Genomic DNA, 26437 nt, shown 5'->3' with positions numbered 1-26437 from the left:
CGAAAGGGAAGTACACCGCACCGCGCTGGGCGTCGTCGAGAAGTTCTTCGGGCTCTCGCTACGGAAAGACCCGATCGTGAGCGGCACCCTGCCTGCGGTCCTCCTGGAACCGGCGTGATCCAGGTGGCGGGTGCTCCTGGCCCGGGAGTTCGGCGACGCCGTGCAGGACTGGGAAGCGAACCTCCGATTCGCACGGGCGAGCTCATCCGGGTTGGACGGGGCTCGCTCCTCAGGCGGTGCCGGCCTTCGCCGCCTCTGTGCCGGCGGCCACCTTGGGGGCGGCCGGTCGCGGGGTGCGGAGGAGCGGGACCGTCGCGCACGCCGCGAGCAAGGACGCCGCGGCGACCGCGTACCAACCGTGCTGGAACGCGATGACGGCTTGTCCGGGGGCCGGGGTGCCGAGGATGCCGATCAGGATCGCGACGCCGAGGACCGCGCCGACCTGGCGGCCCATCGAGGTGATGGCCGAGCCGGTCGCGAAGCGCTCCGGCGGCAGCGCAGCCGCCGACACGCCGGTCAGGACCGGGAGCGTCATGCCGACGCCGAGGCCGGTCAGCAGCATGCCGGGCAGGAGCGAGGCCGCGTAGGCGGATCCGGTGTCGAGCGTTGCGGCCCACCACAGGATGCCGGCCGCGAACAGGACGGTCCCCGCCAGCGCGATGCGGCCCGCACCGAATCTGGCGACGGCGGGCCCGATCCGCAAGGCGACCGGCGGTACGAGCAACGGGCCCGGTGCGATGGCCAGGCCCGTGCGCAGAGCCGAGTAACCCCAGACGCCCTGGCACCACAACACTGCGCCGAGCAGCATTCCGGCGAACGCGATGGTGAACAGGGTCAGTGCGGCCGCGGCGGATCCGAACGCCGGGACTCGCAGAAGCGGCAGCTCGACGATCGGTACGGGGTGGCGGGCCGAGCGCAGGACGAACCAGACGCCGAGCAGCACCGCGGCAGCCAGTCCGCCGAGGGTGCCGGCGCTCGTCCATCCCCAGTCGGGAGCCTTGACCAGGCCGAGGGCGAGCGCTGCGATCGATCCGGTGAGAAGGGCGGCGCCGAAGAGGTCGGGCAGTGGAGTCTTCTGCACCCTGGCGCGTCCGGACGACGGCAGCACCTTGACGCCGAGCGCGAACGCGGCGATCCCCACTGGCACGTTGACGATGAACACCCAGTGCCATCCGGCCTCGGCCAGGAGCCCGCCGGCCACCGGCCCGAGTCCGGCGGCGATCCCGCCGATCGACGCCCAGGCCCGTACGGCCCCGGCGCGCTTCTCGGGCGCGGTGGTGTCGAGCAGCAGCGCGAGCGAGGTCGGCATGAGCAGCGCGGCCCCGGCGGCCTGTACGAGCCGTGCCGCGACCAGTGTCCCGACGTCGGGAGCGAGGGCGCAGCCGACCGAGGCGAGGGTGAACACGGCCAGTCCGGTCAGGAAGACGGGTTTGTGGCCGGAGCGGTCGGCGACTCGGCCGGCGACTACGAGGAGCGCCGCGAAGACGATCGCGTAGCCGTTGAGGACCCAGGAGAGGGAGCCGAGGCCGCTGCCGCCGAACGAGCGGCCGATCTCGGGGAGGGCCACGTTGACGATGAAGAGGTCGAGGTTCGACATGAAGACCGCGGCCGTGACCGTTGCGAACACGGCTCGGGACGCCCGTGGTGAGTTTGAAATTCCAACTATCATGGCCGGAGGCTAGCCGCGTGGGTTTGAAAACGCAACGGACTCGGGAGAGGATGGGGACATGACCGCGAACAAGAAGCAGGGCGAGAGCTCGGTCCCGCACCCCGAGGTGCCCGGTCGGCCGTGTTCCGTGGCCGCCACGCTGCAACTCGTCGGCGAACGCTGGGCCCTCCTGGCGATCCGCGAGATCTTCTACGGCAACCAGCGCTTCGACCAGATCGTCCGCAACACCGGTGCCCCCCGCGACCGCCTCGCCGCCAGGCTGCGCGCACTGGAAGAGGCGGGCGTGGTCGAGCGCCGCGCCTACAGCGAGCGCCCGTTGCGCTTCGAGTACCACCTCACAGAGGCCGGCCTCGATCTCGCACCGGTCATGCGTGCGCTGCTGGCCTGGGGTGACCGCTGGGCGGTGGACACTCCGCCCGTCGCCTTCCGGCATCGCGGCGGGCCCGGCTCCGAGCACGGCGCAGATCACGAAGCCGATCACGACCTGGATCTGACGTCGACGTGCCGGACCTGTGGCGAGGAGGTCGGGGCGGGAAGTCTCACGATCGACGTGCGCGCGCCCGGATGGGATCGGGCCGGACCGATCCTGGGCTCTTGAGCCCAGCGGCGATCACGGGCATCCGCCCACCACCCCCTGGCCGGTGCGCCGGTGCCCCCGGAATCCCCACGGACGGGTAGCCGTGGCCCGGCGGCGGCTACTCCCGGCCTGGCAACGCGGCCACCCCGTAGCCACGGCCCCAGCCGCCGGCGACAAGACCAGCCTCGACCAGCCCCGCGTCCGTGTACCCGAAGCGCAGGGCTCACCCGGCGCAGGTTTGCGGGAGGACCCCGCGAGTGTCCCGTAAGCAATCCTCCGCTGCCTGCCCGGCATCACCACCCCGCCCATCCGGTCGTCGTCACCCTCATGAACCGCAGGATGGTCCGGACGGGAATGCGCCCTTGACCTGCTGAAAGTGGGCTGAAGTTCCCTGAAGATCATTTCAGGGAGGTCGTCGCGTCCCGTGGATACTGACGACCATGAGAGTGCTGGTGATCGAAGACGAGGAGCGGCTGGCCGCGTCCCTCAAGCGCGGCCTGGAGGCCGCCGGGTACGCAGTCGATGTTGCCCACGACGGCAGGACCGGCCTGTCGATGGCGGGAGACGACGCGTACAACGCGATCATCCTCGACATCATGCTGCCCGGCCTGAACGGCTATCGGGTCTGCGCCCGGCTGCGCACCGACGGCGTCGACACCCCGATCCTCATGCTGACCGCGAAGAACGGTGAGTACGACGAGGCCGAGGCGCTGGACACCGGCGCCGACGACTACCTCGCCAAGCCCTTCTCCTACATCGTCCTGGAAGCCCGGCTCCGTGCCCTGCTGCGTCGCGGTGGCCCGCGGACGCGCACCCGTCTGCGCCTGGGCGACCTGTGGCTCGATCCCGCCGCGCGGGCCTGCGGACGCGGCGAACATCGGATCACCCTCACCGCCAAGGAGTTCGCGGTGCTGGAGTGCCTGGCCCGCAGGGCGGGCGAGGTCGTCCCGAAAATGGACATCGTGGACGGCGTGTGGGACGCGTCGTACGACGGGGACATCAACATCGTCGAGGTCTACATCAGTTCCCTGCGGCGCAAGATAGATGCCCCCTTCCGGCGCACGGCGATCGAGACGGTGCGCGGCGGCGGCTACCGGCTGGCGGCCGACGGTGGGTGACGCCCGGGCAGGCCGGAACCGACTTGCCGCGGTAGCGGGCCTCAGCACCCTCGCCGTGCTCGGCGCGGGCCTGGCCGCCCTTGTACTGCTGGGACTGCTGGGTCTCATGCCGCCGCCGTCGGACGGCGCGGACTCTGGTCTTCTCCTCGGCGTTCTCGCGCTCGTCGAAGCGGGTGCGGCGCCCGGCGCACTGCTGGCCGCCTCCCTCGTGGCCACCGCCACCTGGAAGTTGGGCGGGAGCGGACGCGACCGGGGCGCGGTGACGGTCGCCGCCGCGACGGCCCTGCTGGTGACCTTCGCCAACGCGCGCTGGCTCCCCACCGTCGTCGGGTTCAGCAGAGAAGAGATGCACTCCTACCTGCCGTGGCTGGGGCTGAGCGTCGCCGTCGCGGTCCCCGGGCTGCTCGTCGCTGCCACCACCTGGGCGACCGCGCCGTCCCGGCAGGAAGGCGCTCCGCCCGCGGACCGGGACCGCACGCCCCGCGTCCTGCTCCCCTTCTTCGCAGCAACGGCGCTGGTGGCCCTGGGCGTTTGGTTCATCGCCCTGAGCAGTGAGTTCCACGAATCCACGCGTGCGCTCACCCACTGGCTGTTCGTCGTCGGCGGCGGTGTCGCCGTCGGCGCCACCGCGTGGGCCGCGACCCGTATGGTGCTGGACCCGATCGAGACCCTCAACCGCGAACTGCAGGAGATCACCACCAGCCGCGCCCTCGACCAGCGCATCACGGTCTCCGAGATCGGCACGGTGGTCCCCTGGCTGGCCCGCACCATCAACGTCACGCTCGACCGCGTCTTCGCCGGCGTCACCCGGCAAAAGCTCTTCATCGCCGACGCCTCCCACGAATTGCGCAGCCCCATCGCCAACCTCCGCACCTCGCTCGAAGCATCCCTCGCCCACCCGGAGGAGGTGGACTGGCCCGAGACGGTACGGGACGCGCTCACCGACATCGAGCGGCTCCAGCGCCTCACCGACGACCTGCTCCTGCTCGCCCGGCTGGACGACGCCGCCCAACCGGCCGGCACGCCCGTCGACCTCGCCGCGCTCGCCCACGACCTGGTCGAGGAGTTCCGTCACCTCCGCATCCACCAGACGCTGAGCTTCACCTTCTACGCCGACGACCCGGTCGTCGTCCACGGCAGCGCCGTGCAACTGGAACGGCTGCTGCGCAACCTCCTCGACAACGCCGCACGGCATGCCCGCACGGTCACGGACATCACCGTCACCTCTGGCGCCGACGGCCTGGCCCGGGTCGAGGTACGGGACGACGGCCCCGGCATCCCGCCTGCCGACCGCGAGCGGGTATTCGAACGCTTCACCCGCCTGGACAGCGCCCGCGCCCGCAACACCGGCGGCACCGGGCTGGGCCTGGCCATCGCCCGCGAGATCGCAGCCCGGCACGGCGGCAACCTGCACGCGGCACCCAACCCGTCGGGAGCCCTCCTCATCGCCGGTCTTCCCCTTGGGCAGTGAGGCGCTGAGTGGGACAAGACCGCTCCGACTTTTCAACGGAGAGGTGACGGTCCTGAGCGCGACCGGCTCCTGCGCCAGGGAGGCGAGCCGGCGGGGGGCGAAGGTGTCCCGGTTGCGCAGCACCACTCCGCTGCTGGCGTGGCTGTTCGCGGACGTGCCTGCCACACGGATCGCGGGGGCCGCGGCGCGCCTCACCCTGCGTCCGGAGGTCCGTACCTCACAGCACGGTAAACCGAGGCCGTTGAGGGTGGTTCGCTGCTTTCCGCCGGCGCAGTCGCCGGGCACCGGTCGTGCCCGGCGACTGCGTTGCGGGGGTGGGCGTGGTGCGGATGTCAGCTGCCGAAGAGGCCGGCGAGGGGGCCGAACAGGCCGGTGAGCGCGATGTCCCTCACCGGGTCGGACTGGGTCCGGGGGGCGGGCTTCCAAGCGGTGAGGGTCCAGGTCTGGCCGGGGCCGCCCTTGGTCTCGCCGACCAGGTAGCCGCCCTCGTCGGTCCAGTAGGTCCGCTCCGCCGGGACGGTCTCGCTGTCCGCGCCGTAGATGTGGGTGCCGTCGTACGCCCACCGGTAGGTGCTGCCCTTGTCACGGCTCGCACCGCAACCGTACATCCTCGTCGACGTCCTGTCGGACTCGACGGCCGGCGGGTGGATCCCTTCCTCTGCCGCCGCGTCCATGTAGGACACTGCGGCCTCGACCCCCTCCGGATCCTCCTCGACGTGGTGCTCGGGGAACCTGAGGGAGGCGCAGTAGCCGTGCCAGAGCTCCAGCTTCTCCGACAGGCTCGCGCCGGCCCCCAACTCGGCTTCCGCCTCGGCGTTGAACGCCGCGGGCAGCAGTTCGTAGAGCTTCTTCTTGAGGTCCAGGGGCATGTCGTCCAGCTTGTGCCGGAACTGGTCGGCCGCGCGCTTGCGGTCCTCGGCCGTGGGGTGCGACTGGATGTCCAGCCATACGCAGTGGTTGCCGATGTTCTGGTACTCGCCGACGGCGTGGCTGACGATCTGGTGGAACGGCCGGCGCTCTGCCGCGTCGTCGATGGTGCTGAACCACCAGGCGGTCGCCGGAGTGCCGTCCGGCTCGCCCAGCTCCAGAGTCGCCTCTTCGGTGACGTGCTGGAGGTACTTGGTGCCCGCCTTCCAGTCGCTGACGTCCTTGGTCCTGCCCAGCCGTACGCGGACACAGCGGCCGGTCTCGTTGTTGACGATCGTGAAGTTTCCGTCGGGAAAGGTTGTCATGCCCGCAGTGTCGCGGCCCGTCACTGCCCGGCGTCGGGGTGGGCGACGGAGAAGAGGACGGTGGCCAGTTCCTGCACTACCTGCTCGACGGCCAGGACCTGCGTGCGGACCGGTGCGGGCACGTGCGCCCGCTCCCACCGGGCCACCGGCTGATCCACGGGGCGGGCCGCCCAGAGCCTTTCGAGGTCGACTGCCGTCTTCGCCGTCGCGTCCACCGCGTTGGTTGCGACGGAGCCGGCGGCATTGCCCAGCGGGTCTCCGGCGTCCCCCCTCGGGCCGTACGCCACGAACTCGGGCAGCTCGGTGAGGGCGAGGTACGTGGAGCTGATGTGGGGCATCCGCAGCACCCGCTGCACCCAGGCCGGGCCCGGCACCCCTGCGGGCAAACTCGGGAAGTCCGGCTCGGCGACCAGCGTGCGGTGCAGGATCCCCGCGAACCGGCGGTGTTCGTGGGTGGGGGTCCACAGTCCGCCGCGCAGGGCCAGCTCGAGCCGTTCGATCCGGGCCCGGGCATAGGACAGCGCGCCCGCCCATTCCGGCTCGAGATCCGGGATCCCCGCTGCCCGGACCACGCGTGCCCGGTCCCCGACCGTCAACGGGAGCTGCTCGGTCCCGTCGCGGGTGTCTGCGAGGTCCCGTTCGTCGGCGAGGTGCGCCGCAAGGTGATCGACGAGCACCTGTCGCGCACGGTGCCGGCGCTTCTCGCCTCCTACGAGTTCACGCCAGCCCTCCTCGGTGCGCTCGCGCCGTTCCCCGGTCTCCAGCGGCCCTTGGTGCAGGCGGTCGGTGTGGGCGCCGTCGACCCAGGCACACAAGGCGGGCAGCTCGACATCGTCGACCAGGACGTCCGCCTCACGCGCGGCGCGGCATGCCGCGAGCGCCAGGACCGCGACGACGCGCATCCACACGGAGTTGAACTCGGCGACGTCGGGGGCGTCGGGGCGGCCCGGACGCGGCCCCCGCGGGCCGGGGTCGGCCCGGTTGTCGTAGCCGGTGTGCCATACCACCAGCGCCCCGCAGGTCATCACGGCCCGCCGCCACGCCACCATCCCGTAGGCGAGCTCGTTACGCCGTTCCCAGCTCTGGCCAGCATCCGCCACAACTGCCTCCTCCCACGCCCTGGCCCACTCCTGCCACCACGAAGGCTACGGAGTCAGCCGCTCCTTCATCCGCCCAGGGCCGGGGCGAACCGTGGAGTCGGACTGGATCCGGTAGGGGACCGCGTAGGCGTGGCCGGCGGGCTCGCAGTCGCCGTCGGGCCGCTCCTCGCTCCCGACGGAGGGGTTCGTTCAGGTGCGGACGGTCGGGCGGGCTCGGTGAGTGGTGTGCAGGGCCCAGGCCGTCAGTAGGGCGCAGGCGACGACGGCTGCGATCCGCATGACGCTCCAGGTGTCGATGGTGACGGCTCCGTCGAGTTCCCGGTTGCCGGGAAGGCGCAGGCTCATGTCGACGATCACGATCAGCGGAACCACCAGCCGGAAGACCAGCCCGCCGAGGTGCGGCCGGCGGGCTTGAGTACCGGCCCAGGCCAGCAGCGGGCCGAAGATGCAGGCCGCCACCCACCACGCCACCGACTTCGTCAGGAAGCCGCCCCAGTCGATGGGCAAGGGATCCGGCTGCTCGGGGTACCCCACCGTCATGTCGAAGGCCCGGAACTCCCCCTGCGCCATCTTCACCAAGTAGTACGCGGCCACCGCCACCACCAACTCGGCGGGTGCCAGCCACACAGCCCGCCGCCACGACCTGCACACCCACCCGATGGCGAACGCGAAGGCCGCCCAGGACCATCCCGCACTCGCCAGCAAGTGCACGACCTGCCCCAGCGCACCGCCGGCCACCTCCCGCCCGCCGTCCGGCCTCGGCCGCGTCAGTACCGGGCCCAGAACCCCCAACACTGCCCCTACCAGCAGAAACACCGGAGGCAGCAGACGCGAACGCGCCATAGTCATATCCATAGCCGAAGATCATCCGATACGACTGGCCCCACCGCCACCCCTCTTTCCCAACCCCACGCAAACGGACCCTCCCGCTCGCCGTCGCCCAGTGCTTCGATCCGCTCGACGTTCCGGTCGTGCCGCGGAGGCCGGCACGGTTCCGGCCGCTGTCAGTGGCCGCCGGCCGACTCGTGCCGATAGCCGCGCAGGAACTCGCGTACCAGGGTCGCGGCCGGAGGGTGGACCGCGTGGGAGGACCAGGCCACGCAGAGGGAGCGCGTCGGGGGCGGGGCGCCCGGGGCGAGGGTGAGGAGGACGTCGGCGGTGCCGGGGCGGGTGAGGCCCTCGTACGGGAGCAGGGCGATGCCCAGTCCCTCGGCGACCAGGCCCCGTACGGTGTCGACGGAATCGGTCTCGATGACGACCCGGGGCACGAAGCCCGCGTCCTGGCACAAGCCGTCGGCGATGCGCCGGGTGCCGTAGTCCTCGGCCATCGCCACGAACGCCTCGTAGCGGCAGTCGGCGAGGGCCACCCGGGGGCGGGTCGCCCAGCGGTGCCCGGCGGGCAGGACCAGGCGGAGTTCTTGTCGGCGCAGCGTCTCGCAGTCGATCCCGGCGGCGTCGGGCGCCGGGGCGATCAGGCAGAGGTCGGCCTCGCCGGCACGGAGCAGCTCGACCATCCGTACGGAGGAGGCCTCGGTGAGCGTGAAGCGGACGTACGGGTGCTCCGCGTGGAAGGCGCCGAGGAGTGCGGGGACCACTCTCGGGCCGAGCGACTTCAGGTGCGCGAGGCGGACCAGGCCGTGTTCGGCGTCGGCCTCGGCGGCGATCTCCTGCTGGGCGAGCTCGAGCAGGACCAGGGCCCCTTCGGCGCGTTCGAGCAGGCGGCGGCCCTGGGGGGTGAGCCGGATGCCGCGGCCGACGTGGACGAAGAGCGGCACGGAGAGCAGGGATTCCAGTCGGGACATGGTGCGCGAGAGGGTCGGCTGGCTGACGCCGAGGAGGTCCGCGGCGTGGGTGAGGTGCTCCTCCCTGGCCACGACCACGAACTGGGCGAGGTAGGGCGCGAGGGCCGTGGCGAGGTCTGCGCCCGGCTCGCCGGGTGCGCCCGGACCGGGCACACCGTCGGCCCCGGGCACCCCGTTCGGCGGTGTGTGCTGGGTCACTCCAAACGCCCTCTCAGGTCTCATCACCGCAGGTCAGGGGATATCTATTCGATTATTTAGGGAACTGGCGATATAGGGGCATTAGACCTCATATATCAGCAACCGCACTGTAAGAGGCATGGTCAATGAAATCGCTACCGCCCTCCTACCGGTGTTCTTCGCCCTCGCGCTCGGCTACGGAGCGGGCAAGCGAAAGTTCATCGACAACCAGAACGTCTCCTCCCTCAACCACCTGGTGATGGTCTTCGCCATCCCGGCCTCGCTCTTCGTGTCGATCTCCTCCAAGAGCCGCACGGACATCACCTCGCACGGCAAGTTCATCGCGGTGATCGTCATCGCGATGCTGGTCGTGTACGCCATCACCCTCTGGCTCCAGCTCAAGGTGTTCAAGCTCGACAAGAGCTCGGCGGCCGTCCAGGCCCTCACCGTCGGATTCCCGAACTACGCCTCCATCGGACTGCCGCTGGCCGCCGCCGTCGTCGGCGACACGGGCGCCATCGCCGTCGCGATCTGCATCGCCCTGGGATCGATGACCATCTCGCCCCTCACCCTCGCCCTGCTGGAGGACGACAAGCTCGGTCCGGACGCTCCTGGAAGCACGATCTCCCGCTTCGGGAGCGCGCTCGGCAAGTCCGTCCGCAAGCCGATCTTCTGGGCGCCGATGCTGGCCTTCGTCCTGGTCCTGTGCGGCGTGCAGATGCCGACCCTGATCGAGAAGACCCTCACCCCCATCGGCACCGCGGGCGCCGGCGCGGCCCTCTTCCTGACCGGCCTCGTGCTGTCCGCCCAGAAGGTGTCCTTCAACTCCAACGTCGCCTACGGCATCGTGGCGAAGAACGCCGTCATGCCGCTGTTCGTGTGGGGCCTGTGCCTGCTGTTCGGCATGGACAAGATCAACACCACCGAGGCGGTGCTGCTGACCGCCATCCCCTCCGGCTTCTTCGGGCTCGTCTTCGGCGCGAACTTCGGAGTCCGGCCCAAGGTCGCCGGATCCACCCTGCTGCTGTCCACGCTGGCCGGCATCGCCTCGCTCTCGGTCGTCATCGCCCTGCTTCCCCAGCACGTGTGAGCCACCCGCGTGCGGATCCCCCGCACGCGGCCCGCTCCCCCGCCCGGCAAGCCCACCCGGTACGCAAGGAACCCACCCATGAATCAGTCCACAGCCTGGGACACCCGGCGCCAGGACAAGGCGGAGCGTCTGCGGAACGCCGCGCGCATCGCCACCGGCAAGGTGATCCCCACGGAGAAGGCCGTCGATGCCCTCGAAGCCCTCATCAAGCCGGGCGACAAGGTCGTCCTGGAGGGCGACAACCAGAAGCAGGCCGACTTCCTCAGCCGTTCGCTGGCCGCCGTGGACCCCGCACGCGTCCACGACCTGCACCTGCTGATCTCCTCGTTCTCCCGGCCCGAGCAGCTCGACCTCTTCGAGGACGGCATCGCGACGAAGACCGACTTCGCCTTCGCCGGCGCCCAGTCCACCCGGGTCGCCCAGCTCCTCGCCGACGGCAAGCTGGAGATCGGCGCGATCCACACCTACCTGGAGCTGTACGGGCGCTTCTTCGTCGACCTGATCCCCAACGTGGCCCTGGTCGCCGCCAACTCCGCCGACCGCGACGGAAACCTCTGCACCGGCCCCAACACCGAGGACACCCCGACGATCATCGAGGCCGCCGCCTTCCGGGACGGCATCGTCATCGCGCAGGTCAACGAACTCGTGGACAGTGCGGAGCAGTTGCCCCGGGTCGACGTTCCCGGCGGCTGGGTCGACTTCGTCATCGTCGCCGACCGGCCCTACCAGGTCGAGCCGCTGTTCACCCGCGACCCCAGGCTCATCACCGAGGTCCAGATCCTGATGGCGATGATGGCCATCCGCGGTGTGTACGAACGCCACCAGGTCACCTCCCTCAACCACGGGATCGGCTTCGACACGGCCGCGATCGAGCTGCTGCTCCCGACCTACGGCGAGTCCCTCGGGCTGCGCGGCAAGATCGCCAAGAACTGGGTGCTCAACCCGCACCCCACCCTGATCCCGGCCATCGAGTCGGGCTGGGTGGAGTCGATCGTCGCGTTCGGCGGCGAGGTCGGCATGGAGGAGTACTGCCGCGCCCGGCCGGACGTCTTCGCCACCGGGCAGGACGGCTACCTCCGCTCCAACCGGCTGATCGCCCAGGCGTCCGGTCTCTACGCGGCCGACATGTTCATCGGCTCCTCGCTCCAGATCGACCGCAACGGGAACTCGTCCACCGTGACCCACGGCCGGCTCTCCGGCTTCGGCGGCGCCCCCAACATGGGCTCGGACGCCCGCGGCCGGCGCCACGCCTCCCCCGCCTGGCTCGAAATGGCCCGCGTCGAGGACGGCATCGAGCGTGGGCGCAAGCTCGTCGTGCAGACCCTCGAGACCTTCGGGAAGGGCGGTGTGCCCAAGCTGGTGGAAACCCTCGACGCGGTGTCCGTCGGCAAGGACGCGGGCTTCCCCGTCGCCCCCGTCATGATCTACGGCGACGACGTCACCCACGTCATCACGGAGGAAGGCATCGCCTACCTCTACAAGGCACGCGACCTGGAAGAACGCCGCGAGGCGCTCGCTGCCGTCGCCGGGGTGAGCCCGATCGCCGGAAAGCACGACGTCGCACGCGAGGAGCGGCTGCGCCGCGACGGGCTCATCGCCCTGCCGTCCGACCTGAAGGTCAATCCGGCCGACGCGAAGCGCTCGCTGCTCGCTGCCCGCTCGGTCGAGGACCTCGTCACCTGGTCCGGCGGGCTGTACAACCCGCCCGCGAAGTTCCGTAGCTGGTGACCCGATGACGCCGCCCCTCTCCCCCGCGCCGCTGCGCGCCCCCGCGCACGTACTCACTGACCGGCTCTCGGACCGCCTCGCCGGTCTGGCCAGTGACGCCCTCGCCGCCGAGGCCGAACTGACTCCCAAGCCGGGCCTCGTCGACGGTCGCGGATCCGGCGCGCACCACGACATGGACCTCGGCCTGCTGCTGAAGTCGGCGGCCACCCTGCGCGGCTCCTTCGCGGAGATGGCCTCGGCCGGCGCCCGGATCGGCCGGCCCACGGCCGAGCTGCGCAGCGAACTGGCCCGTATCGGGCGACGGGCCGAGGCCCGGATGCTGACCGCGACCGGCGGGGTCAACACCCATCGCGGGGCGATCTGGGCCCTCGGGCTCCTGACGGGCGCGGCCGCGCTGGCGTCGGCGCCCGAGGGGGACGCCCCGTCCCTCGCCTATGCCCCGTCCTTCACGGATGCCCTCTGCGCCACGGCCGGCACGATCGCCGCCCACCCCGATCCGTCCGCCCCGGTCACCGGACCGTCGAACGGCCAGCTCGCCGGTGTCCGCTACGGCGGTGGTGGTGCCCGGGCCGAGGCCGTCGCGGGATTCCCCCACGTACGCAGGGCGCTTGACGCCCTGCGCCGCTCGCGGGCCGCAGGCGCTGACGAGACCTCCGCCCGGCTCGACGCGCTGCTCACCGTCATCGGCTCCCTGGACGACACCTGTCTGCTGCACCGGGGCGGTCCCACCGGCCTCGCCGCCGCTCAGGAGGGCGCGCGTGCGGTCCTCGCGGCCGGAGGCTGCGCGAGCCGGCCAGGGCGGGCCGCGCTCCTACGGCTCGACGCCCGGATGACCGGGCTCGGTCTGTCTCCCGGCGGGTCCGCCGACCTGCTCGCGGCAGCGCTTTACGCCGACGCCCTCAGCGGGGCCCTCAGCGGGGCCGGCTCCACGACCGGCTCCACCATTCTTCCCAGGAGTTGAGATGAAACAGCTCTTCTACACCTTCCCCGGCACCGTGTCGGCGGTTCGGCGCGCCCACGTCGGCGTCGTCGGGTCCGGCGATCTCGAAATCCTCGTCGAGCCCGCCGACAGCGGGATCACCGTGGCGCTGCGCACCAGCGTGGACGGCTTCGACACCATCTGGCAGGCCGTGCTCGAACGGTTCTTCTCCCGTACCGACCTGGCCGCCAAGGTCCAGATCAACGATTTCGGCGCCACGCCCGGCACGGTGGCGCTGCGCCTGGCCCAGGCTGTGGAGGCGGCACAGTGACTACTCCCATGAGCACTCCCGCGGTTCCTACGAGCAGTCCTACGACCCCTCAGACGCCCGCTGCGGTGACCCCTCCGAGGGTCACCCTTCCCGACGCCTTCACCGAGCTGTCGGCCCGCGAGCGCGCCCGTGCCGTCCTGGACGAGGGCACGTTCCGCGAGCTGATCGACCCCTTCGACCGCCTCGAATCCCCCCACCTGGCTCCCCAGGGCATCGTCCCGCAGGAAGACGACGGCGCCGTCGTCGCGCGCGGCACCATCGACGGCGAACGTGCCGTGGTCGTCGCGCTGGACGGCAAGTTCCAGGGCGGCGGCATCGGCGAGGTCTGCGGGGCCAAGCTGGCCGGCTCCCTCGAACTGGCCGCGCGGGACTGGGAGAACGGCATCCCGATGCGCGCCGTGATCCTTTTGGAGACGGGCGGCATCCGCCTCCAGGAAGCCAATCTCGGGCTGCTCGCCATCGCAGACATCCACGCCGCGATCGTGCGGCTGCGGCAGTACACCCCGGTCGTCGGCGTCGTCGCCGGCATGGTCGGCTGCTACGGCGGCATGGGCATCGCCGCCGGGCTCTGCTCCCACCTGGTGATGACCCGGCAGGGCCGGCTCGCCCTCAACGGCCCCGAGGTGGTCGAGCAGGAAGCCGGGGTCACGGAGCTGGATTCCAAGGACCGTGCGGGCATCTGGGCCATGGCCGGCGGTGCGCAGCGCACGGCCGTGCGCCTGGCGGACACCCTCGTGGACGACGACGTCGCCGCCCTGCGGTCCGCCGTGCGCGCCGTCTTCACCGCCGGGCCGTCGCCGACCCCCCGCAGCTCGGAGGTGGGGGCCGCCCTCACCCTCCTGTCCGCCGTGGACACGGTGGGCAGGCCCACCCCGCAAGACCTGCGCGACCTGGTGAACGGAGCCTCCAAGTGACCACCGACGCAACCCCGGCACGGGACGCCCGCGCCTCCCTGGGCCGCACCTGGTTCGAACGTCTCACCGGCACCGCGGACGCCGGCCCGATCGGCTCCGTGCTGTGCTCGCCCGCCGCGCTGGGCGGGGCCGAAGCCGTCTTCCTCGCCGTCGCACCCGATCCCGAGGGCCGCTTCCCGCGCGCCCGGCACGGCGAGGTCGGCCTGGAGGAGGGGTGGAACCTGGCCGCCGAGATCCGCGCGGTGGTCACCGCCGACGCGGACCTGCCGCCGCAGTCCAAGCGGGCCATCGTCGCCGTGGTCGACGTTCCGAGCCAGGCCTACGGCTACCGCGAGGAGCTCGTCGGCATCCACCAGGCGCTCGCGGGCGCGGTCGACGCCTACGCCACCGCGCGCCTCGCCGGGCACCCGGTCGTCGCGTTCGTCGTCGGCAACGCCATCTCCGGCGCGTTCCTCTCGCACGGGCTCCAGGCCAACCGGATCGTCGCGCTGGACGACGATGCCGTCCAGGTCCAGGTGATGAGCAAGCAGGCGACCGCACGCATCACGCGGCGCACCCTGGCCGAACTGGAGGATGCGGCCGAGAAGGTACCCGCCACGGCCTACGACGGCGCGTCGTTCGCCAAGCTGGGCGCCCTGTACCTGCTGCTGCCCGGGGACTCGACCACCGAGTCGGTCCGCGTGGCCCTCGCCGAGGCCGTCGCCGACGCCCGCGGCGGCCCCCGGGACCTGTCGTCCCGGCTCGCCTCGCCGGAGGCACTGGTGTCGCGCGCCGCGTCCGCCGAGGCCCGCCGCCGGCTCGCCGCGAGCTGGGAGGCCTGAGCGTGACCGGGCCGAGCCTGGTGGTCGGTGGCCCCCGGCCGCACGACCTGCTGCGGATCACCGACCCGGCCCGGGTCCTGCCGATCGACCCCGCGGCCGACCGGACCGCCCTCCGCGCAGCCCTGGAGCGGGCGCCCTGGGTCGTCGTACGCCGTGACGTCCGCGACCGGGAGTTCCTGCCCGTGGGCGTACGCGGGGCGACCCGCTCCCTGCGCTGGGCCGCGCGGGTGCCCCGTACCGCGGTCGCCGAAGTCCTCACCCCGGCCAACCTGCTGGACCGCGCCCGCCCGGTTCCCCGGGACCTGCCCGTCTTCCACGCCCTCGCCGCGCTCCCCGGGCCGGCCCGCCCCGCCTGGGTGCGCGCCTGGGGGCCCGGCGGGAGCGCGGCCTTCGAGCTGGCGGCCGCGGTGGCCACCGCCACCCGTTCCAGTGACCTCGACCTGGTCGCCGACGTCCCCGCCCCGGTTCCGCCCGGCGAAGCCGCCCGCCTCCTCGCGGTCCTGGCCCGGCTGCCGGTCCGCATCGACCTCCAGTTCCAGACTCCGTACGGCGGCATCGCGGCCGCCGAACTCGCGCGCGGCGAAGCCCAGGTACTGCTGCGCACCGATCTGGGGCCCTTCCTCGTCAGCGACCCCTGGGCGCCCCCGCCCCCTGCCATGCCCATGCCCACGCCGGAGCACCGATGACCTGCGCCCTGCTCTTCCCCGGCCAGGGCGAGCAGCGCCCCGGCATGCTCCACGACCTGTCCGACCACCCTGCCGTCGGCCAGACCCTCGACGAGATCTCCGAAGCCCTCGGTGAGGACGTCCGCCGCCTGGACACGGCCGAGGCCCTGCGGTCCAACGCGTCCACGCAGCTGGCCCTGTTCAGCGCGTCCGCGGCGAGCTTCCGGGCGCTGAGCGCGCTCGGCGTGCGCCCCGACCACGTGGCCGGCCACTCCATCGGCGCCTTCTCCGCGGCCGTCGCGTGCGGCGCGCTGACCCTCGGCGACGCGGCCCGCGCGGTGCGGGTCCGAGGTACCGCGATGGAGCGTGCCTACCCCTCGGGGTACGGGATGGGGGTGGTCCTCGGCCTCCCGGAGCCCGAGGTCGCCGGTATCGCGGAGGCCGTCGGTACCCCTGACGATCCCCTCTACCCGACGAACGTCAACGCCCCGCTCCAGGTCGCCGTCTCGGGCACCGACCGGGCCGTCGACCGGGCCCTCGCCCTCGCTCTGGCCCGGGGGGCGACCAAGGCCGTGCGCCTCGCGGTATCGGTCCCCGCCCACTGCCCGCTGATGTCGGGGCCCGAGGCCGAACTGGCGGCGCACATGGCGAAGGTGGAGATGGCCCGTCCCGCGACCCCCTTCGCGGGGAACGTGGGAGGCCGCACGCTCCGTACGGCCGACGCCGTCCGGGACGACCTCATCCGGTCCATCGCCCGGCCGGTCCGCTGGCACGAGGCGACCAGCGTGCTCCGGGAACGCGGCGTCGACCTCTTCGTCCAGGTCCTCCCCGGCGATTCCCTGGCCCGCCTCGCGGCAGCCGCTTTCCCCGAGTCCCGGGTCGCCTGCCTCCAGGCCAACAGCCTGGAGCGCGTCAGTGAACTGGTGGACTGGACCAGGCGCCGTTCGGAGAACGCGTAACCGCCACAGGTCTGAGGCGAGGCGCGAGGGCCACGGAGTCGACCAGCCGCTGCGACCGCTGGACGGAACCTTCCCCTACCCCGGATCCGGCGGACGCAACGCCGCCATCTACGTTCTGGACACCGGGATCGACGCCCACAACGAGTTCCGGCGCCTCCCGCCCCGTAGGCGGCAGACCCCGCCTGCCCCCGGGCCCCAGCCGGGGACAAGCCCCTGGCCGGGGCCGACCCCGCTGCCTCCCCCTTCGGAGCCCGGGGCTGCGGGGCCGGCCGGGCGCCTCAGTATCCGCGGGAGAACACTGCCGAGCCGTCCAGTTGCGGCAGGACGGCGTCGCTGCCGTCCGGGATCTGACCGGCCTCCTGGAACACGGGGTAGCAGGGCGCCGCGAAGCACTGAACGACTTCGAGCTGCCCGTACTTGACGGGGAAACCGGTCCGGTTGACGGCCGACCGCGCGTTCGGCGGCACGGCCGGCGCCTCGTCGTCCGTGCCGGCGGACGGGATGGATCCCGCGGGGATGACCGTGCGGGTCCCGCTGTGGTCGGCGCCGCTGTAGGTGCACAGACTCGCGGCAGGACAGTCCCGGGCCGCCAGGGCCGGAGACGCGACACCCACCGGAAGGGACAGGACGGCGGCGAGTCCGAGAAGGGCGGAGCGGGCTGTGAACACGAAACGTTCCTCCGAGCCGATAGGGGGCGATCCGGAGCATTCAACGCCGCTCACGGCGAGCGGTTACCCGCAAAGGCCCACCGCGGATTCCCTCGCGGCCGCGCTTGCCGAGCCCTCGTCACTTTCCTGTGCCCGACCAAGCGGCAGGCCGTAGGCGATACTCTCAGGACACAGTTGCTTGATGGCAAATTTTTAGGTGTTGAACAACAGTGGTCTTCGGTCGGCAAGGGCGGGCATCCGCCGGTCGCCAGTAGCCGGTAGCCGGTAGCACGAGTCCGTCACATGGGACCTGGTGGGCCGGGCAGCCTTCCAGATGCGACCCCCGCCTCCTTCCGACCGCTCCGTGAGAAATGACGCTCGCCATGACGAACTTCCTGGCCGTGGAACGCGCTCTGCGCACCGCCGCACCGCACGACCTGCTCCGAACGGTTCGCTCCGCGCTCCTCGCGCACTACCAGGCGCTCGGAGTCGACCTCCTGATGGCGGACTACAGCCTGAGCGTCCTGCAGCAGGTGACCGCCCTGCCGGACACCGCGGAGCCGCTGCCCCTCCAAGCCACCCCGGAGGGCCGGGCCTTCGGCAGCCAGGAGCCGTACGGCCAGTACTCGGCCGAGGGCAATGCGATGGATCTCCACCTGCCGGTGACCGTACGGGGCGACCGGCTCGGGATCCTCACGGTGCGCATGCCGGAACACCTGTGCACGCCGGAGGTCGTCGGGGAGCTGACGGACGTCGCGGAACTGCTGGGCCACGAGATCGTCGTCGCGGAGCGGGACACCGATCTGTACCTGCGGGCCCGCCGGGCGAGCCGGCTGACGCTGGCGGCGGAGATGCAGTGGCAGTTGCTGCCGGGGCGCGCGTGCGCCCGTCCCGAGTACGCCATCGGGGCACAGCTGGAACCTGCCTACGACATCCACGGCGACAACTTCGACTGGTCCACGACCGCCGACACCCTCACGATGACCGTCACCAACGGGATGGGCGAGGGGATCCAGGCGTCGCTCCTGACCAACCTCGCCATCAACGCGCTGCGCAACGCCAGGAGGGCAGGGGTCGACATCGCCGATCAGGCCGCACTGGCGGACCAGGCCGTCTTCGCGCAGTACCAGGGCCGGGAGTACGTCTCGACCCTCCTGCTGTGCCTGGAGCTGTCCACGGGGCACGGCCAGGTCGTGGACGCCGGATCGCCCCAGCTGTGGCGCTATCGGGAGAGATCCGTGGAGCGGGTCCACTTCGAGGCGCAGCTCCCGTTGGGAATGTTGGAGGACTCGCCCTACTCCGTACAGCGCTTCGACGCGCTCCCGGGGGACCGTTTGATCTTCGTCAGTGACGGCGTCTACGGGGCGGCGGGCCAGGGCGGGGTCGCCTACGGGGAGCGGGCGCTGGCCCGCGCCATCCAGGCGACCGGTCTCCTGCCGGCCGCGGCGGTGCCGCGGGCGATCCTGGAGGAGTTGGCCGCCTATCGTGACAACGCCGCCGATGACGACGCGCTGGTCACCTGCCTGGACTGGTTCGGCCGGGCGGAGGCTTAGCCAAGTCGTGGCGCCTCGGGGGGATACTCCCGTCTCAGGGGGCAGACGCGACGTATCCCTTCCGTGCGACGAGCCGTCACCGGCGGTCCGGCGTGGAAGGAACGCACCTGCTCATTGGGGAGTGACGGCCACATGGACCGCGCGGGACCCGAGGACCGGCTTTCCGCCACGGCGCGGGAGGTCGCCCAGGCCGCGACGGGTCTGGTCGATCTCTGGGCCCGCACCGCCCATGCCGGCTCTCCCCGACTGTCCGTACTGCAGCTGCGGGCCTTGACGGCAACCCGCCACCGCCCCGGCATCAGCCTGACCCGCCTCGCCGAAGAGGTCGGGGCGCAGGCGCCCGCCGCCAGCAGGCTGTGCGATCGCCTGGAGGCCGCGGGTCTGCTGCACCGCAGGCGGAGCGCGGACGATCGGCGTCAGGTCGGCCTGGTGCTGACGCGGCACGGGCAGGAGGCCATCGACGAGCTGCACGAGCGGCGCTCCCGGGCACTGCGTCAGGTGCTGGGGGACATGCCCGCCGATCGACGCCAGTGCTTGCTGGAGGGCCTGCGCGCCTTCACCGAGGCCGCGGACACCGCGCCCGGGACGCCTGCCGGATAGACGCCGGTCGGTACGTCGGCGCCGCCCGGCCGGCCGGGCTCAGGCGGTGTCGGGCAGGCTGTCCTCGCTGCTCGGTACCTCGCCGAGCCCGATGTGGGCCTCGGCCGCGTCGCGGAACGCGGCGAGGCCTTCGGCCAGGGAGCGCCGGTCCCGGGGCGACATCCGCAGGAGCACCTCGGCCGCCTTGTGCGTGCGCAGGGACCGGGTGTCCGCCAGGACCGCGTGTCCGCTCCGGCTCAGGGTCAGCTCGACTTCCCGCCGGTTGGTCCTGCCGCGGGAGCGCTGGAGCAGGCCTGCCGCTTCCAGTCGGTCGCACAGACGGCTGACGGCGGGCGGGGCTGATCCGAGTGCTTCTCCGAGGTCACGCAGGTTTATCCCGGACCGACGTTCGATGACGGTCAGAGCCCGCAGTTGCGAGGGCGGGACCGGTCCCGCGGTGGTCTCCTGGATCGGATGCCACAGGACTCCGAGCAGCTCCGCGACGGCGCAGGCGTCAACAACCGCCTGGTCATCGGTGAGGGAGTGGACGGCTCGGGGCATCTCACCACTGTGTCAGCCGGGAGCCCGTTTGTCAGGCTCCACGGCACACCGGTAGGACCGCCGGGCGCGGGGTTCGCGGGCAGGAGTGGGTCGATGGGGGCCCGTCCGGGCCGGTCCGACGACCGCGTCATCCGCTCGCGTGCGCCTCGCGATCGGTGCCGGTGGAGAAGTTGTTCGTGAGTCGTGTGCATGGCGTGGGGGAAGGGGGCAGGAGAGGGGTGCAGTTGTCAGGCGGAGGCCACGTGGAGGATAGTTGCCACAAGGCAACTATCTTCTTCGATGTGATGGGGTGAGGGGTTCGCGCAGCGGGCCTTCAGTTTTTGGTGAATACCACCGAGGCGATTTCAGACCCTTCCGTGGCCAGTGGCCCGTGGGGTGAGGCCCCCTATCCGGTGCTCGTGACGGACGACCAGTCGGTCCTGCTGTTCGTCAACGAGGCGGCCGGCCTGATCTTCCCCCGTGCACGACCCGGCTCCTCCATGAGGGACTCGGTACCCGCCTGGCTCTCCTCGGCCCATGGGCGGCCGACCGGCAGAGGCGTTCCCACCGTGCAGGGCCCCGTAGACGACCGGACGTACGAGGCCCATCCGACGGTCCGCGAGGACGACACGGTGGTGTGGTGGCTGGTCGACGACACCGACCACCGCCTCGCCCACGCGGCGCTGCAGGTGGAGCGCGAACGTACGGCGTTCCTGACCGAGGCGTCGAACCTGCTGCTGTCCTCGCTGAACCTGGAACGGTGCATGGACGTCACGGCGCGCATGGCCGCGGAACACCTCGCGGACGCGGCCCTGGTCATCGCTCCTTCCCGCGGCCGCGAACTGCCGGTCGTGACGTGCCTGCGCGGCGGCTCACCCTCCTCGTCCCGCATCGCCGCCGATCCCGACCAGGTCCCCGGACTCGGAGAGGCACTGCAGGGGTTCCCTCCCGTCCCCTCCCGCTGGATCGACCCCGCCGCCGCTCCGGCCTGGCTGATCCCCGACGGGTTCGGCGCCGTCGGATCCATCGTCATCACCCCCCTGCCCGGTCACGGTGTCCCCGCGGGGGCGCTGGTCCTGCTGCGCGGTATCGGCACGGCCGGGTTCAGCGCGGAGGAGGAGGTGTTCGCGAGGCTCTTCGCCGCGCGGGCCGGCGCCGCGATGTCCGCCGCCCGCCTCTACGCCGAGCAGACCTCCATCACCAACGTCCTGATGCGCGACCTGCTGCCGCCCCTGCTGCACCAGGTTTCCGGCGTGGAGTACGCGGGCGGCTACCGGCCCTCCAAGGAGCACGAGCGGATCGGCGGCGACTTCTACGACGTCCACCCCGCTTCCACCGAGGGCGACGGGTCGCTGGTCGTTCTCGGAGACGTGTGCGGCAAGGGGCTGGAAGCCGCCGTGATGACCGGGAAGATCCGCAACACGCTCCACGCGCTGCTGCCCATAGCGCAGGACCACCAGCGGATCCTGAGCCTGCTGAACACCTCGCTCCTCAACTCCCACAACACCCGCTTCGCCACCCTGGTCCTGGCCTCCGCCCTACGGGACGGCAACACCGTCCGGCTGCGGCTGACCAGTGCCGGCCACCCCGCACCGCTGATCCTGCGCTCCGACGGCCGGGTGGAGGAAGCCGCGACCAAGGGCACCCTGGTCGGCGCGCTCCCCCAGGTCACCGCCGAAACCGTGCACGTGACCCTGGAGCCGGGCGAGACCTGCGTCCTGTACACGGACGGGATCACCGAGGCGCGCGGCGGCCCGATGGGCGGCACGCAGTTCGGCGAGGAACGGCTCTTCCGGGCCCTGGAGGACTGCGCGGGCATGCCCGGCGAGGCGGTGGTGGAGCGGGTGCAGATGCTCGCGTCCCAGTGGGTGGGGACCGGCGGCCACGACGACATGGCCGTCGTGGTGATCTCCGCTCCCCGCTCCCACCACCTCAGCGCGGTGGACGGCCACACTCGGGGCAGGTTCACGGCATGACCATCGATACGATGAGGCCCCCCGTACTCGGAGTCCTGGCCGGCCACCTGTGGGATGCCGCTCTGTGCGGCGACGAAGCGGCCGCGACCGAGGCGGTGCGCAGGGCGCTGGACGAGGGGCTGGACGCGGAGGTCGCCCTGCTCGATGTGATCGCTCCCGTTCAGGGACGGGTCGGTGAGGAATGGGCCGCCAACCGCATCACCGTCGCCCAGGAGCACGCGGCGACCGCGATCAACGAGCGTGCCGTGGCCGCCGTCGCCCAGCACCCGGCGGCGCGCACCGCGCCCACGCGCGGCCGGATCACGGTGGCCTGCGTCGACGGCGAATGGCACGCGCTGCCCGCCCGGCTCCTTGCCGAGGTGCTGAAGCTGCGGGGCTGGCGCGTGGACTACCTCGGCGCCCAGGTCCCCACTCCCCACCTCATCGCACACATCCACGCCACCGACACCGGCCTCGTGGCGCTCTCCAGCTCGATCCCCACGCGCCTGCCCACCGCTCACGCCACGATCACCGCCTGCCAGGCCGCCGGCACCCCCGTCCTGGTCGGCGGCGCCGCCTTCGGCCCCAACGGAAGGTACGCCCGCCTCCTCAAAGCGGACTACTGGGCTCCCGATGCCCGTACGGCGGCGCAGGACCTTGCCCTGCGCCCGCTGCCCCGCCCCCGGCCGAACCACCAGGTCATCGACGACCTGCCCCACCTGGCCGACCAGGAGTACACCGTGGTCGCCCGCACCCGGCCTCAGCTCGTACGAGCGGTGTTCGAAGGGCTGGAGGACGCCTATCCGGCGATGCGCGGGTACGGCGAAACCCAGCGCGAGCGCACGGCCGAGGACCTCTCCCACATCGTGGAGTTCCTCACCACCGCCCTCTACATCGACGACGAGGAGGTCTTCACCCGCTTCCTCCAGTGGACCGCCGGAATCCTGACCGCCCGCGGCGTCCCCGCCCAGTCCCTGCCCCCCGTGCTGGACCTCCTCGGCCGGGAACTGAAGGACTTTCCCCGCGCCGGCGCGATCCTCCGCTCCGGCCGTGCCTGTCTGACCAGCACCCCCCTCCCCGCCGCCAGGACTTCCGCATGAACTCCGTACCCCCGAGCCCGCTCCAGTTGACGTACGTCGACGCGGACGACACCGTACGCATCGAGCTGCACGGCGACTTCGACTACGAGAGCGCCGACGACCTCCTCGACGCCGTCGTACGGATCCTGCAGGACCGCACCGGCTTGAAGGACCTGCACCTGCACTGCGGGAACCTCACCGCAGTGGACTCCACCGGACTGTCCACGCTGCTGATGATCCGACGCCACACCGACAGCGCCGGAGTACAGCTGCACATCGTGGACCGGCCCGTCTGCCTGGACCGCATCCTCGAACTGACCGGAACCCTGCATCACCTGACAGCCAGGCCCACAGGTCAGGCGGGTCTGGGAACTTACTCCCACACGCTGCGGGCGAAGACCGCAGACACCGGGGGCGCAGCCGCGGAAGAGCCGGTGGATGGAGATACGGCCGGTCCCGGGACTGCTGTGCATCAGGTGCGCCGCTCCGAGGAGGCACGGAACTGACGGGCGATCTCGGAGGCCTCGGCGAGACCCCGCTCGTCGGCGAGCAGCAGGCTGCCGGACATACCCGAGTCGGTCCAGGCACCCACGATCGGGTGTCCGGCGTCCGACAGGAAGCCACAGCTCAACTTGCCGCCCCAGGGTCCCGTTTCCCGCCGACGGCTGAGGTCATATGTCGGACCGTCGTCTGACGCTGTCGGTGGCGCCTTCTACCCTTCCTCCTATGTCGGTCAACATTGATCTCGCCTTCACCGTTACCGGTGTCACGGGTGAGCCGCAGGCTTGGGAGATCGTCCGTGCTCTCGAGGAGCTGCTGCGTGAGGAGTCCCTCATCCTCCAGGTGTCTTTGGGGGTGGCGGTGGACGACGACGGCGCGTTCTTCGTGTCCGGCGAATCCGACTTTCCGCTGGGGATCAGCCGCTTCTACCTGTGGCGGCCGCATTTCGAAGGGCTCTTCGCGGCGACCGTCGCAGAGGTAGCTGCCGGTGCGAGCGGGAAGGTTCAGTGGGGCTATCCCGACGAGGAGTACTGATGTCCGACCGGCACCGGGACTCTGCTTCCTGGGGGCGGGCCGGGTGGCGGTGTCCGGCGTGACCACGGGTGCGTTCTGGTGAGGTACCGCCGGGTTTGCCGGAGTCGGCGGCCTCCTGGGTCCTCTACAGCGGCATCACCGGGCTGACCGTGATCGCGGCCGCGGCCGTCGCCGACACGGTGCTGCCGCCCATGCCGGATACCGGGTACCCGGTACCGGATCCTGCGCTCACTGCCCGAGGCTCGCCGCTGCCGTGCCTGGGTGCTTTCTGGGGCTACCAGGCCGGCTGGGCGTTCGCCGTCGGAGAGACCGCCGCCTGTGCTGCCATGGCAGGTCAATCGCCGCTGGTCGGGGCTGCGGACTGCTCGTCGGGGTCGGTGCCGTTGATGGTGTCGAGGCGTTGGCGGATTGCGGCTGCCTCGTCGGGGTCGATGCCGGTGAAGACTGCGAGGGCTTCCTGCCAGGCGTGCGTTGCCTCGTCCAGTGCCCCTGCGGCTGCCTGGAGATCCCCCAGATCGCGCAGGACCTCCGCGTAGGAGTAGTCCACGCCGAACGGGCGAATGAGTTCCGCGGAGTTTTGCAGGGTGGTGACGCCCTCGTCGGTGCGGCCCAGCTGATGGAGGATCGCGGCCAGTCGTTGGAGTGACAGGGATACGAGGACCACGTCGTCGATCCTGCCGGCGGTGTCGATGGCTTCCTGCATGTGGACCAGGGCCTGATCGTGGAGTCCCAGGCCGCTCAGAGCATTGCCGAGGTTGCTGAGGCTCACGGCTTGATTCCGTAGGTGGCCGATGGACCGATAGATGTCGAGGGCTCGCCGACTGTGCTCGGCCGCCTCCGCGTAGCGGCCGAGCACGTTGTACGAACGCGAGAGGTCCCCCAGACAGGCGGCTTCGCCGAAGGCATGGCCGATCTGTCGGGCGATCTCCGCTCCCCGCCGGAAGTAGGCGATCGCCTCCTCGTCGCGGTGCGCGCTCTGCAGTGCGCATCCGAGATGCCCGTATGCCCACTGCTGGCCGAGGTGGTGGTCGAGATGCTGGGCGGAGGCCAGACCCATCCGGTGCACGGCAATGTGGTCGACGGTATGGCGAACGTTGTCCAGGTAGCAGTCGAGCGCGTTGGGGAGTTGCCAGCCCGCTGTGTGCTGGCCGGCCGCGGGGGCTTGGCGGACGAGGGTCACCAGCGTGGTGTGTTCGGCGGCGAACCAGGTACGGGCGTGGTCGCGGTCGGTGAAGGTCAGTGGGTGGCAGGTCGGCGGTTGTGGGTCGAGGGGGACTTCGGGGTGCTGGGGGTAGTAGGCGTACAGGGCGGCGTGGGCGGTGTGCAGGTACCAGGTGTAGAGCCGGCTGGTCGCGGCGTCGCGGGAGGCGGCGGGTTCGTCGGCGGTCGCGCATTCGGCGGCGTAGTCGCGCAGCAGGTCGTGGAACTGGTAGCGCTCGGCCGTGGTCTCGGTGAGCAGGTGGACTCCTACCAGCGTGTCCATCAGCCGGCGGGTCGCGGCGCGGGGGGTGCCGGTGAGTGCGGCCGCGGCGTCCAGGCTGATGCCGGCCCCGGGGTGGAGTCCGAGCAGGCGGAAGGCGCGGGCGGCCTCCTCGGGCAGGGCGTGGTAGGACCAGGAGAAGACGCCGCGCACCGCGGTGGTCTCGTCGTCGGTGGCCAGTTCGTTCAGGCGCTGGTGTTCGGTCGTCAGGTCGTGGACGAAGTCGGTGATGGTGAGGTGGGGGCGGGCCGCGATGCGTTCGGCGGCGATGCGCAGTGCGAGGGGCAGGTGCGCGCAGTGGTGGGCCAGGTGGGCGACTGCCCCTGGCTCCCGGTGGGTGCGGTCGGGGCCGATGATCCCCGCCAGCAGGGTGTGGGATTCGGCGGGGGTGAGGATGTCGAGGCTGATGCGGTGGGCGCCGTCGCGGGCGACGAGGCCGGACAGTCGGCTGCGTGAGGTGACCATGACGAGGCAGCCCGGTTCGCCGGGCAGCAGGGGGCGGATCTGTTCGGGGGTGGAGGCGTTGTCGAGGACGATCAGGATCCGGTGTCCGGCCAGGAGCGAGCGGTAGAGGGCGGCTTTGGCGTCGGTGGTGTGCGGGATCCGGTCGGCCGCCGTGCCCAGCTGGGTGAGGAAGGAGTCGAGGACCTGGTCGGTGGAGGGCGGCGGTCCTGCGTCGTAGCCGTGCAGGTTGGCCCACAGCTGGCCGTCGGGGAACCGGTGCCGGGTGCGGTGGGCCCACTGCAGCGCGAGGGAGGTCTTGCCGACTCCGCCCGTGCCGGCGATGGCGGAGATGACCACCGTCGCCACCGACGGGGTGTCGTCCTGGATGCCGAGCAGCCTGTCGAGGGTGTCGAGTTCCGCCGTGCGGCCCGTGAAGTGCGTGACGGCGCGTGGCAGCTGACGCGGCGGGGTCCGGTATGGCTCGGCCGCGCGGCCGGCGTGGTAGTGGACGACCTGGCCGGCGTGGCCGACGGCGAAGCCGCCGTGCTCGGC

General features: G+C 71.6%; 25 protein-coding genes. 17 read left to right on the top strand and 8 right to left on the bottom strand.

The genetic code is table 11. The annotated features are described in order from the left end of the window. Positions 1 to 229 precede the first annotated feature (229 nt). Positions 230 to 1627, bottom strand: coding sequence for an MFS transporter (locus tag ACFWNV_RS15180; RefSeq protein WP_383946078.1), 1398 nt, complete (start codon positions 1625 to 1627; stop codon positions 230 to 232). Between the two features lie 100 nt (positions 1628 to 1727). On the opposite strand from ACFWNV_RS15180, the gene ACFWNV_RS15175 reads away from it, so the two are divergent. The 3 genes from ACFWNV_RS15175 (at position 1728) to ACFWNV_RS15165 (ending at position 4835) form a co-directional block, all read left to right on the top strand. Further along, complete coding sequence (locus ACFWNV_RS15175) at positions 1728 to 2267, top strand: winged helix-turn-helix transcriptional regulator (RefSeq protein ID WP_383946076.1); 540 nt, start codon at positions 1728 to 1730, stop codon at positions 2265 to 2267. 419 nt (positions 2268 to 2686) lie between these two features. Then, positions 2687 to 3364, top strand: coding sequence for a response regulator (locus tag ACFWNV_RS15170; protein ID WP_383946073.1), 678 nt, complete (start codon positions 2687 to 2689; stop codon positions 3362 to 3364). Between the two features lie 55 nt (positions 3365 to 3419). Beyond that, positions 3420 to 4835, top strand: coding sequence for a sensor histidine kinase (locus ACFWNV_RS15165; RefSeq protein ID WP_383946071.1), 1416 nt, complete (start codon positions 3420 to 3422; stop codon positions 4833 to 4835). Positions 4836 to 5167: 332 nt separating this feature from the next. On the opposite strand, the gene ACFWNV_RS15160 is transcribed toward ACFWNV_RS15165, so the two are convergent. The 4 genes from ACFWNV_RS15160 to ACFWNV_RS15145 form a co-directional block, all read right to left on the bottom strand. Then, positions 5168 to 6067, bottom strand: coding sequence for a hypothetical protein (locus ACFWNV_RS15160; RefSeq protein WP_383946068.1), 900 nt, complete (start codon positions 6065 to 6067; stop codon positions 5168 to 5170). Between the two features lie 20 nt (positions 6068 to 6087). Then, positions 6088 to 7167, bottom strand: a complete 1080-nt coding sequence (locus tag ACFWNV_RS15155; protein ID WP_383946066.1) for a hypothetical protein — start codon at positions 7165 to 7167, stop codon at positions 6088 to 6090. Positions 7168 to 7356: 189 nt separating this feature from the next. Next, entirely contained in the window at positions 7357 to 7794 is a 438-nt protein-coding gene (locus ACFWNV_RS15150; RefSeq protein WP_383946063.1) for a hypothetical protein, read from the bottom strand. 377 nt (positions 7795 to 8171) lie between these two features. Further along, the gene (locus tag ACFWNV_RS15145) at positions 8172 to 9167 is read right to left on the bottom strand and encodes a LysR family transcriptional regulator (protein ID WP_383946061.1); all 996 of its coding nucleotides are present in this window, start codon (positions 9165 to 9167) and stop codon (positions 8172 to 8174) included. A gap of 118 nt (positions 9168 to 9285) precedes the next feature. On the opposite strand from ACFWNV_RS15145, the gene ACFWNV_RS15140 reads away from it, so the two are divergent. The 8 genes from ACFWNV_RS15140 (at position 9286) to ACFWNV_RS15105 (ending at position 16573) form a co-directional block, all read left to right on the top strand. Further along, positions 9286 to 10236, top strand: a complete 951-nt coding sequence (locus ACFWNV_RS15140; RefSeq protein ID WP_383946058.1) for an AEC family transporter — start codon at positions 9286 to 9288, stop codon at positions 10234 to 10236. Positions 10237 to 10314: 78 nt separating this feature from the next. Next, positions 10315 to 11964, top strand: coding sequence for a malonate decarboxylase subunit alpha (gene mdcA / locus ACFWNV_RS15135; RefSeq protein WP_383946055.1), 1650 nt, complete (start codon positions 10315 to 10317; stop codon positions 11962 to 11964). 4 nt (positions 11965 to 11968) lie between these two features. Further along, complete coding sequence (locus ACFWNV_RS15130) at positions 11969 to 12925, top strand: triphosphoribosyl-dephospho-CoA synthase (protein WP_383946052.1); 957 nt, start codon at positions 11969 to 11971, stop codon at positions 12923 to 12925. 1 nt (position 12926) lies between these two features. Next, positions 12927 to 13214, top strand: a complete 288-nt coding sequence (locus ACFWNV_RS15125; protein ID WP_383946049.1) for a malonate decarboxylase subunit delta — start codon at positions 12927 to 12929, stop codon at positions 13212 to 13214. A 65-nt stretch (positions 13215 to 13279) separates the two neighbouring features. Beyond that, positions 13280 to 14128, top strand: a complete 849-nt coding sequence (locus tag ACFWNV_RS15120) for a biotin-independent malonate decarboxylase subunit beta (protein ID WP_383946046.1) — start codon at positions 13280 to 13282, stop codon at positions 14126 to 14128. Beyond that, the gene (mdcE, locus tag ACFWNV_RS15115; RefSeq protein ID WP_383946043.1) at positions 14125 to 14949 is read left to right on the top strand and encodes a biotin-independent malonate decarboxylase subunit gamma; all 825 of its coding nucleotides are present in this window, start codon (positions 14125 to 14127) and stop codon (positions 14947 to 14949) included. Before ACFWNV_RS15120 ends, mdcE begins: the two co-directional genes overlap by 4 nt. A gap of 2 nt (positions 14950 to 14951) precedes the next feature. Beyond that, positions 14952 to 15635, top strand: coding sequence for a malonate decarboxylase holo-ACP synthase (locus ACFWNV_RS15110; protein ID WP_383946040.1), 684 nt, complete (start codon positions 14952 to 14954; stop codon positions 15633 to 15635). After that, a complete protein-coding gene (locus tag ACFWNV_RS15105) occupies positions 15632 to 16573 on the top strand; it encodes an ACP S-malonyltransferase (protein ID WP_383946037.1) in 942 nt (313 codons plus the stop codon). The genes ACFWNV_RS15110 and ACFWNV_RS15105 overlap by 4 nt, the downstream gene beginning before the upstream one ends. Before the next feature lie 278 nt (positions 16574 to 16851). Here ACFWNV_RS15105 and ACFWNV_RS15100 read toward each other — a convergent pair whose 3' ends face one another. Further along, positions 16852 to 17241 carry a peptidase inhibitor family I36 protein gene (locus tag ACFWNV_RS15100; protein ID WP_383946034.1) on the bottom strand — a complete coding sequence of 130 codons (390 nt, stop codon included), beginning with the start codon at positions 17239 to 17241 and terminating at the stop codon, positions 16852 to 16854. A gap of 362 nt (positions 17242 to 17603) precedes the next feature. On the opposite strand from ACFWNV_RS15100, the gene ACFWNV_RS15095 reads away from it, so the two are divergent. Together ACFWNV_RS15095 and ACFWNV_RS15090 are read left to right on the top strand one after the other, a co-directional pair. Further along, positions 17604 to 18773 (top strand): PP2C family protein-serine/threonine phosphatase, encoded by a 1170-nt coding sequence (locus ACFWNV_RS15095; RefSeq protein WP_383946032.1) that lies wholly within the window; start codon positions 17604 to 17606, stop codon positions 18771 to 18773. Positions 18774 to 18905: 132 nt separating this feature from the next. After that, entirely contained in the window at positions 18906 to 19373 is a 468-nt protein-coding gene (locus ACFWNV_RS15090) for a MarR family winged helix-turn-helix transcriptional regulator (RefSeq protein ID WP_383946029.1), read from the top strand. Between the two features lie 39 nt (positions 19374 to 19412). On the opposite strand, the gene ACFWNV_RS15085 is transcribed toward ACFWNV_RS15090, so the two are convergent. Then, a complete protein-coding gene (locus ACFWNV_RS15085) occupies positions 19413 to 19913 on the bottom strand; it encodes a MarR family winged helix-turn-helix transcriptional regulator (protein ID WP_383946026.1) in 501 nt (166 codons plus the stop codon). Between the two features lie 392 nt (positions 19914 to 20305). Between ACFWNV_RS15085 and ACFWNV_RS15080 the strand changes: the two genes are divergently transcribed. The 4 genes from ACFWNV_RS15080 to ACFWNV_RS15065 all read left to right on the top strand — a co-directional run bounded on the left by ACFWNV_RS15080 (position 20306) and on the right by ACFWNV_RS15065 (position 23961). After that, complete coding sequence (locus ACFWNV_RS15080; RefSeq protein ID WP_383946117.1) at positions 20306 to 21868, top strand: PP2C family protein-serine/threonine phosphatase; 1563 nt, start codon at positions 20306 to 20308, stop codon at positions 21866 to 21868. Beyond that, positions 21865 to 22947, top strand: a complete 1083-nt coding sequence (locus ACFWNV_RS15075) for a B12-binding domain-containing protein (protein ID WP_383946023.1) — start codon at positions 21865 to 21867, stop codon at positions 22945 to 22947. The genes ACFWNV_RS15080 and ACFWNV_RS15075 overlap by 4 nt, the downstream gene beginning before the upstream one ends. Further along, positions 22944 to 23432: an STAS domain-containing protein gene (locus ACFWNV_RS15070; protein ID WP_383946020.1), complete on the top strand. Its 489-nt coding sequence runs from the start codon at positions 22944 to 22946 to the stop codon at positions 23430 to 23432. Before ACFWNV_RS15075 ends, ACFWNV_RS15070 begins: the two co-directional genes overlap by 4 nt. Positions 23433 to 23652: 220 nt before the next feature. After that, complete coding sequence (locus ACFWNV_RS15065; protein WP_330300452.1) at positions 23653 to 23961, top strand: hypothetical protein; 309 nt, start codon at positions 23653 to 23655, stop codon at positions 23959 to 23961. A gap of 334 nt (positions 23962 to 24295) precedes the next feature. Here ACFWNV_RS15065 and ACFWNV_RS15060 read toward each other — a convergent pair whose 3' ends face one another. Further along, a complete protein-coding gene (locus tag ACFWNV_RS15060; RefSeq protein ID WP_383946017.1) occupies positions 24296 to 26251 on the bottom strand; it encodes an ATP-binding protein in 1956 nt (651 codons plus the stop codon). Positions 26252 to 26437 lie beyond the last annotated feature (186 nt).

Origin of the sequence: Streptomyces sp. NPDC058401, assembly GCF_042722885.1 — a bacterium.
Taxonomy (GTDB): Bacteria; Actinomycetota; Actinomycetes; order Streptomycetales; family Streptomycetaceae; genus Streptomyces.
This window is presented reverse-complemented; position numbering and strand designations above follow the sequence as displayed.

Bases quoted from the DNA above. Each gene is read 5' to 3' on its own strand.
- ACFWNV_RS15090 (WP_383946029.1), top strand. From the start codon at position 18,906: ATGGACCGCGCGGGACCCGAGGACCGGCTTTCCGCCACGGCGCGGGAG.
- ACFWNV_RS15175 (WP_383946076.1), top strand. From the start codon at position 1,728: ATGACCGCGAACAAGAAGCAGGGCGAGAGCTCGGTCCCGCACCCCGAG.
- ACFWNV_RS15125 (WP_383946049.1), top strand. From the start codon at position 12,927: ATGAAACAGCTCTTCTACACCTTCCCCGGCACCGTGTCGGCGGTTCGG.
- ACFWNV_RS15130 (WP_383946052.1), top strand. From the start codon at position 11,969: ATGACGCCGCCCCTCTCCCCCGCGCCGCTGCGCGCCCCCGCGCACGTA.
- ACFWNV_RS15160 (WP_383946068.1), bottom strand. From the start codon at position 6,067: ATGACAACCTTTCCCGACGGAAACTTCACGATCGTCAACAACGAGACC.
- ACFWNV_RS15095 (WP_383946032.1), top strand. From the start codon at position 17,604: ATGACGAACTTCCTGGCCGTGGAACGCGCTCTGCGCACCGCCGCACCG.
- ACFWNV_RS15075 (WP_383946023.1), top strand. From the start codon at position 21,865: ATGACCATCGATACGATGAGGCCCCCCGTACTCGGAGTCCTGGCCGGC.
- ACFWNV_RS15070 (WP_383946020.1), top strand. From the start codon at position 22,944: ATGAACTCCGTACCCCCGAGCCCGCTCCAGTTGACGTACGTCGACGCG.
- ACFWNV_RS15170 (WP_383946073.1), top strand. From the start codon at position 2,687: ATGAGAGTGCTGGTGATCGAAGACGAGGAGCGGCTGGCCGCGTCCCTC.
- mdcA (WP_383946055.1), top strand. From the start codon at position 10,315: ATGAATCAGTCCACAGCCTGGGACACCCGGCGCCAGGACAAGGCGGAG.
- ACFWNV_RS15140 (WP_383946058.1), top strand. From the start codon at position 9,286: ATGGTCAATGAAATCGCTACCGCCCTCCTACCGGTGTTCTTCGCCCTC.
- ACFWNV_RS15085 (WP_383946026.1), bottom strand. From the start codon at position 19,913: ATGCCCCGAGCCGTCCACTCCCTCACCGATGACCAGGCGGTTGTTGAC.
- ACFWNV_RS15105 (WP_383946037.1), top strand. From the start codon at position 15,632: ATGACCTGCGCCCTGCTCTTCCCCGGCCAGGGCGAGCAGCGCCCCGGC.
- ACFWNV_RS15065 (WP_330300452.1), top strand. From the start codon at position 23,653: ATGTCGGTCAACATTGATCTCGCCTTCACCGTTACCGGTGTCACGGGT.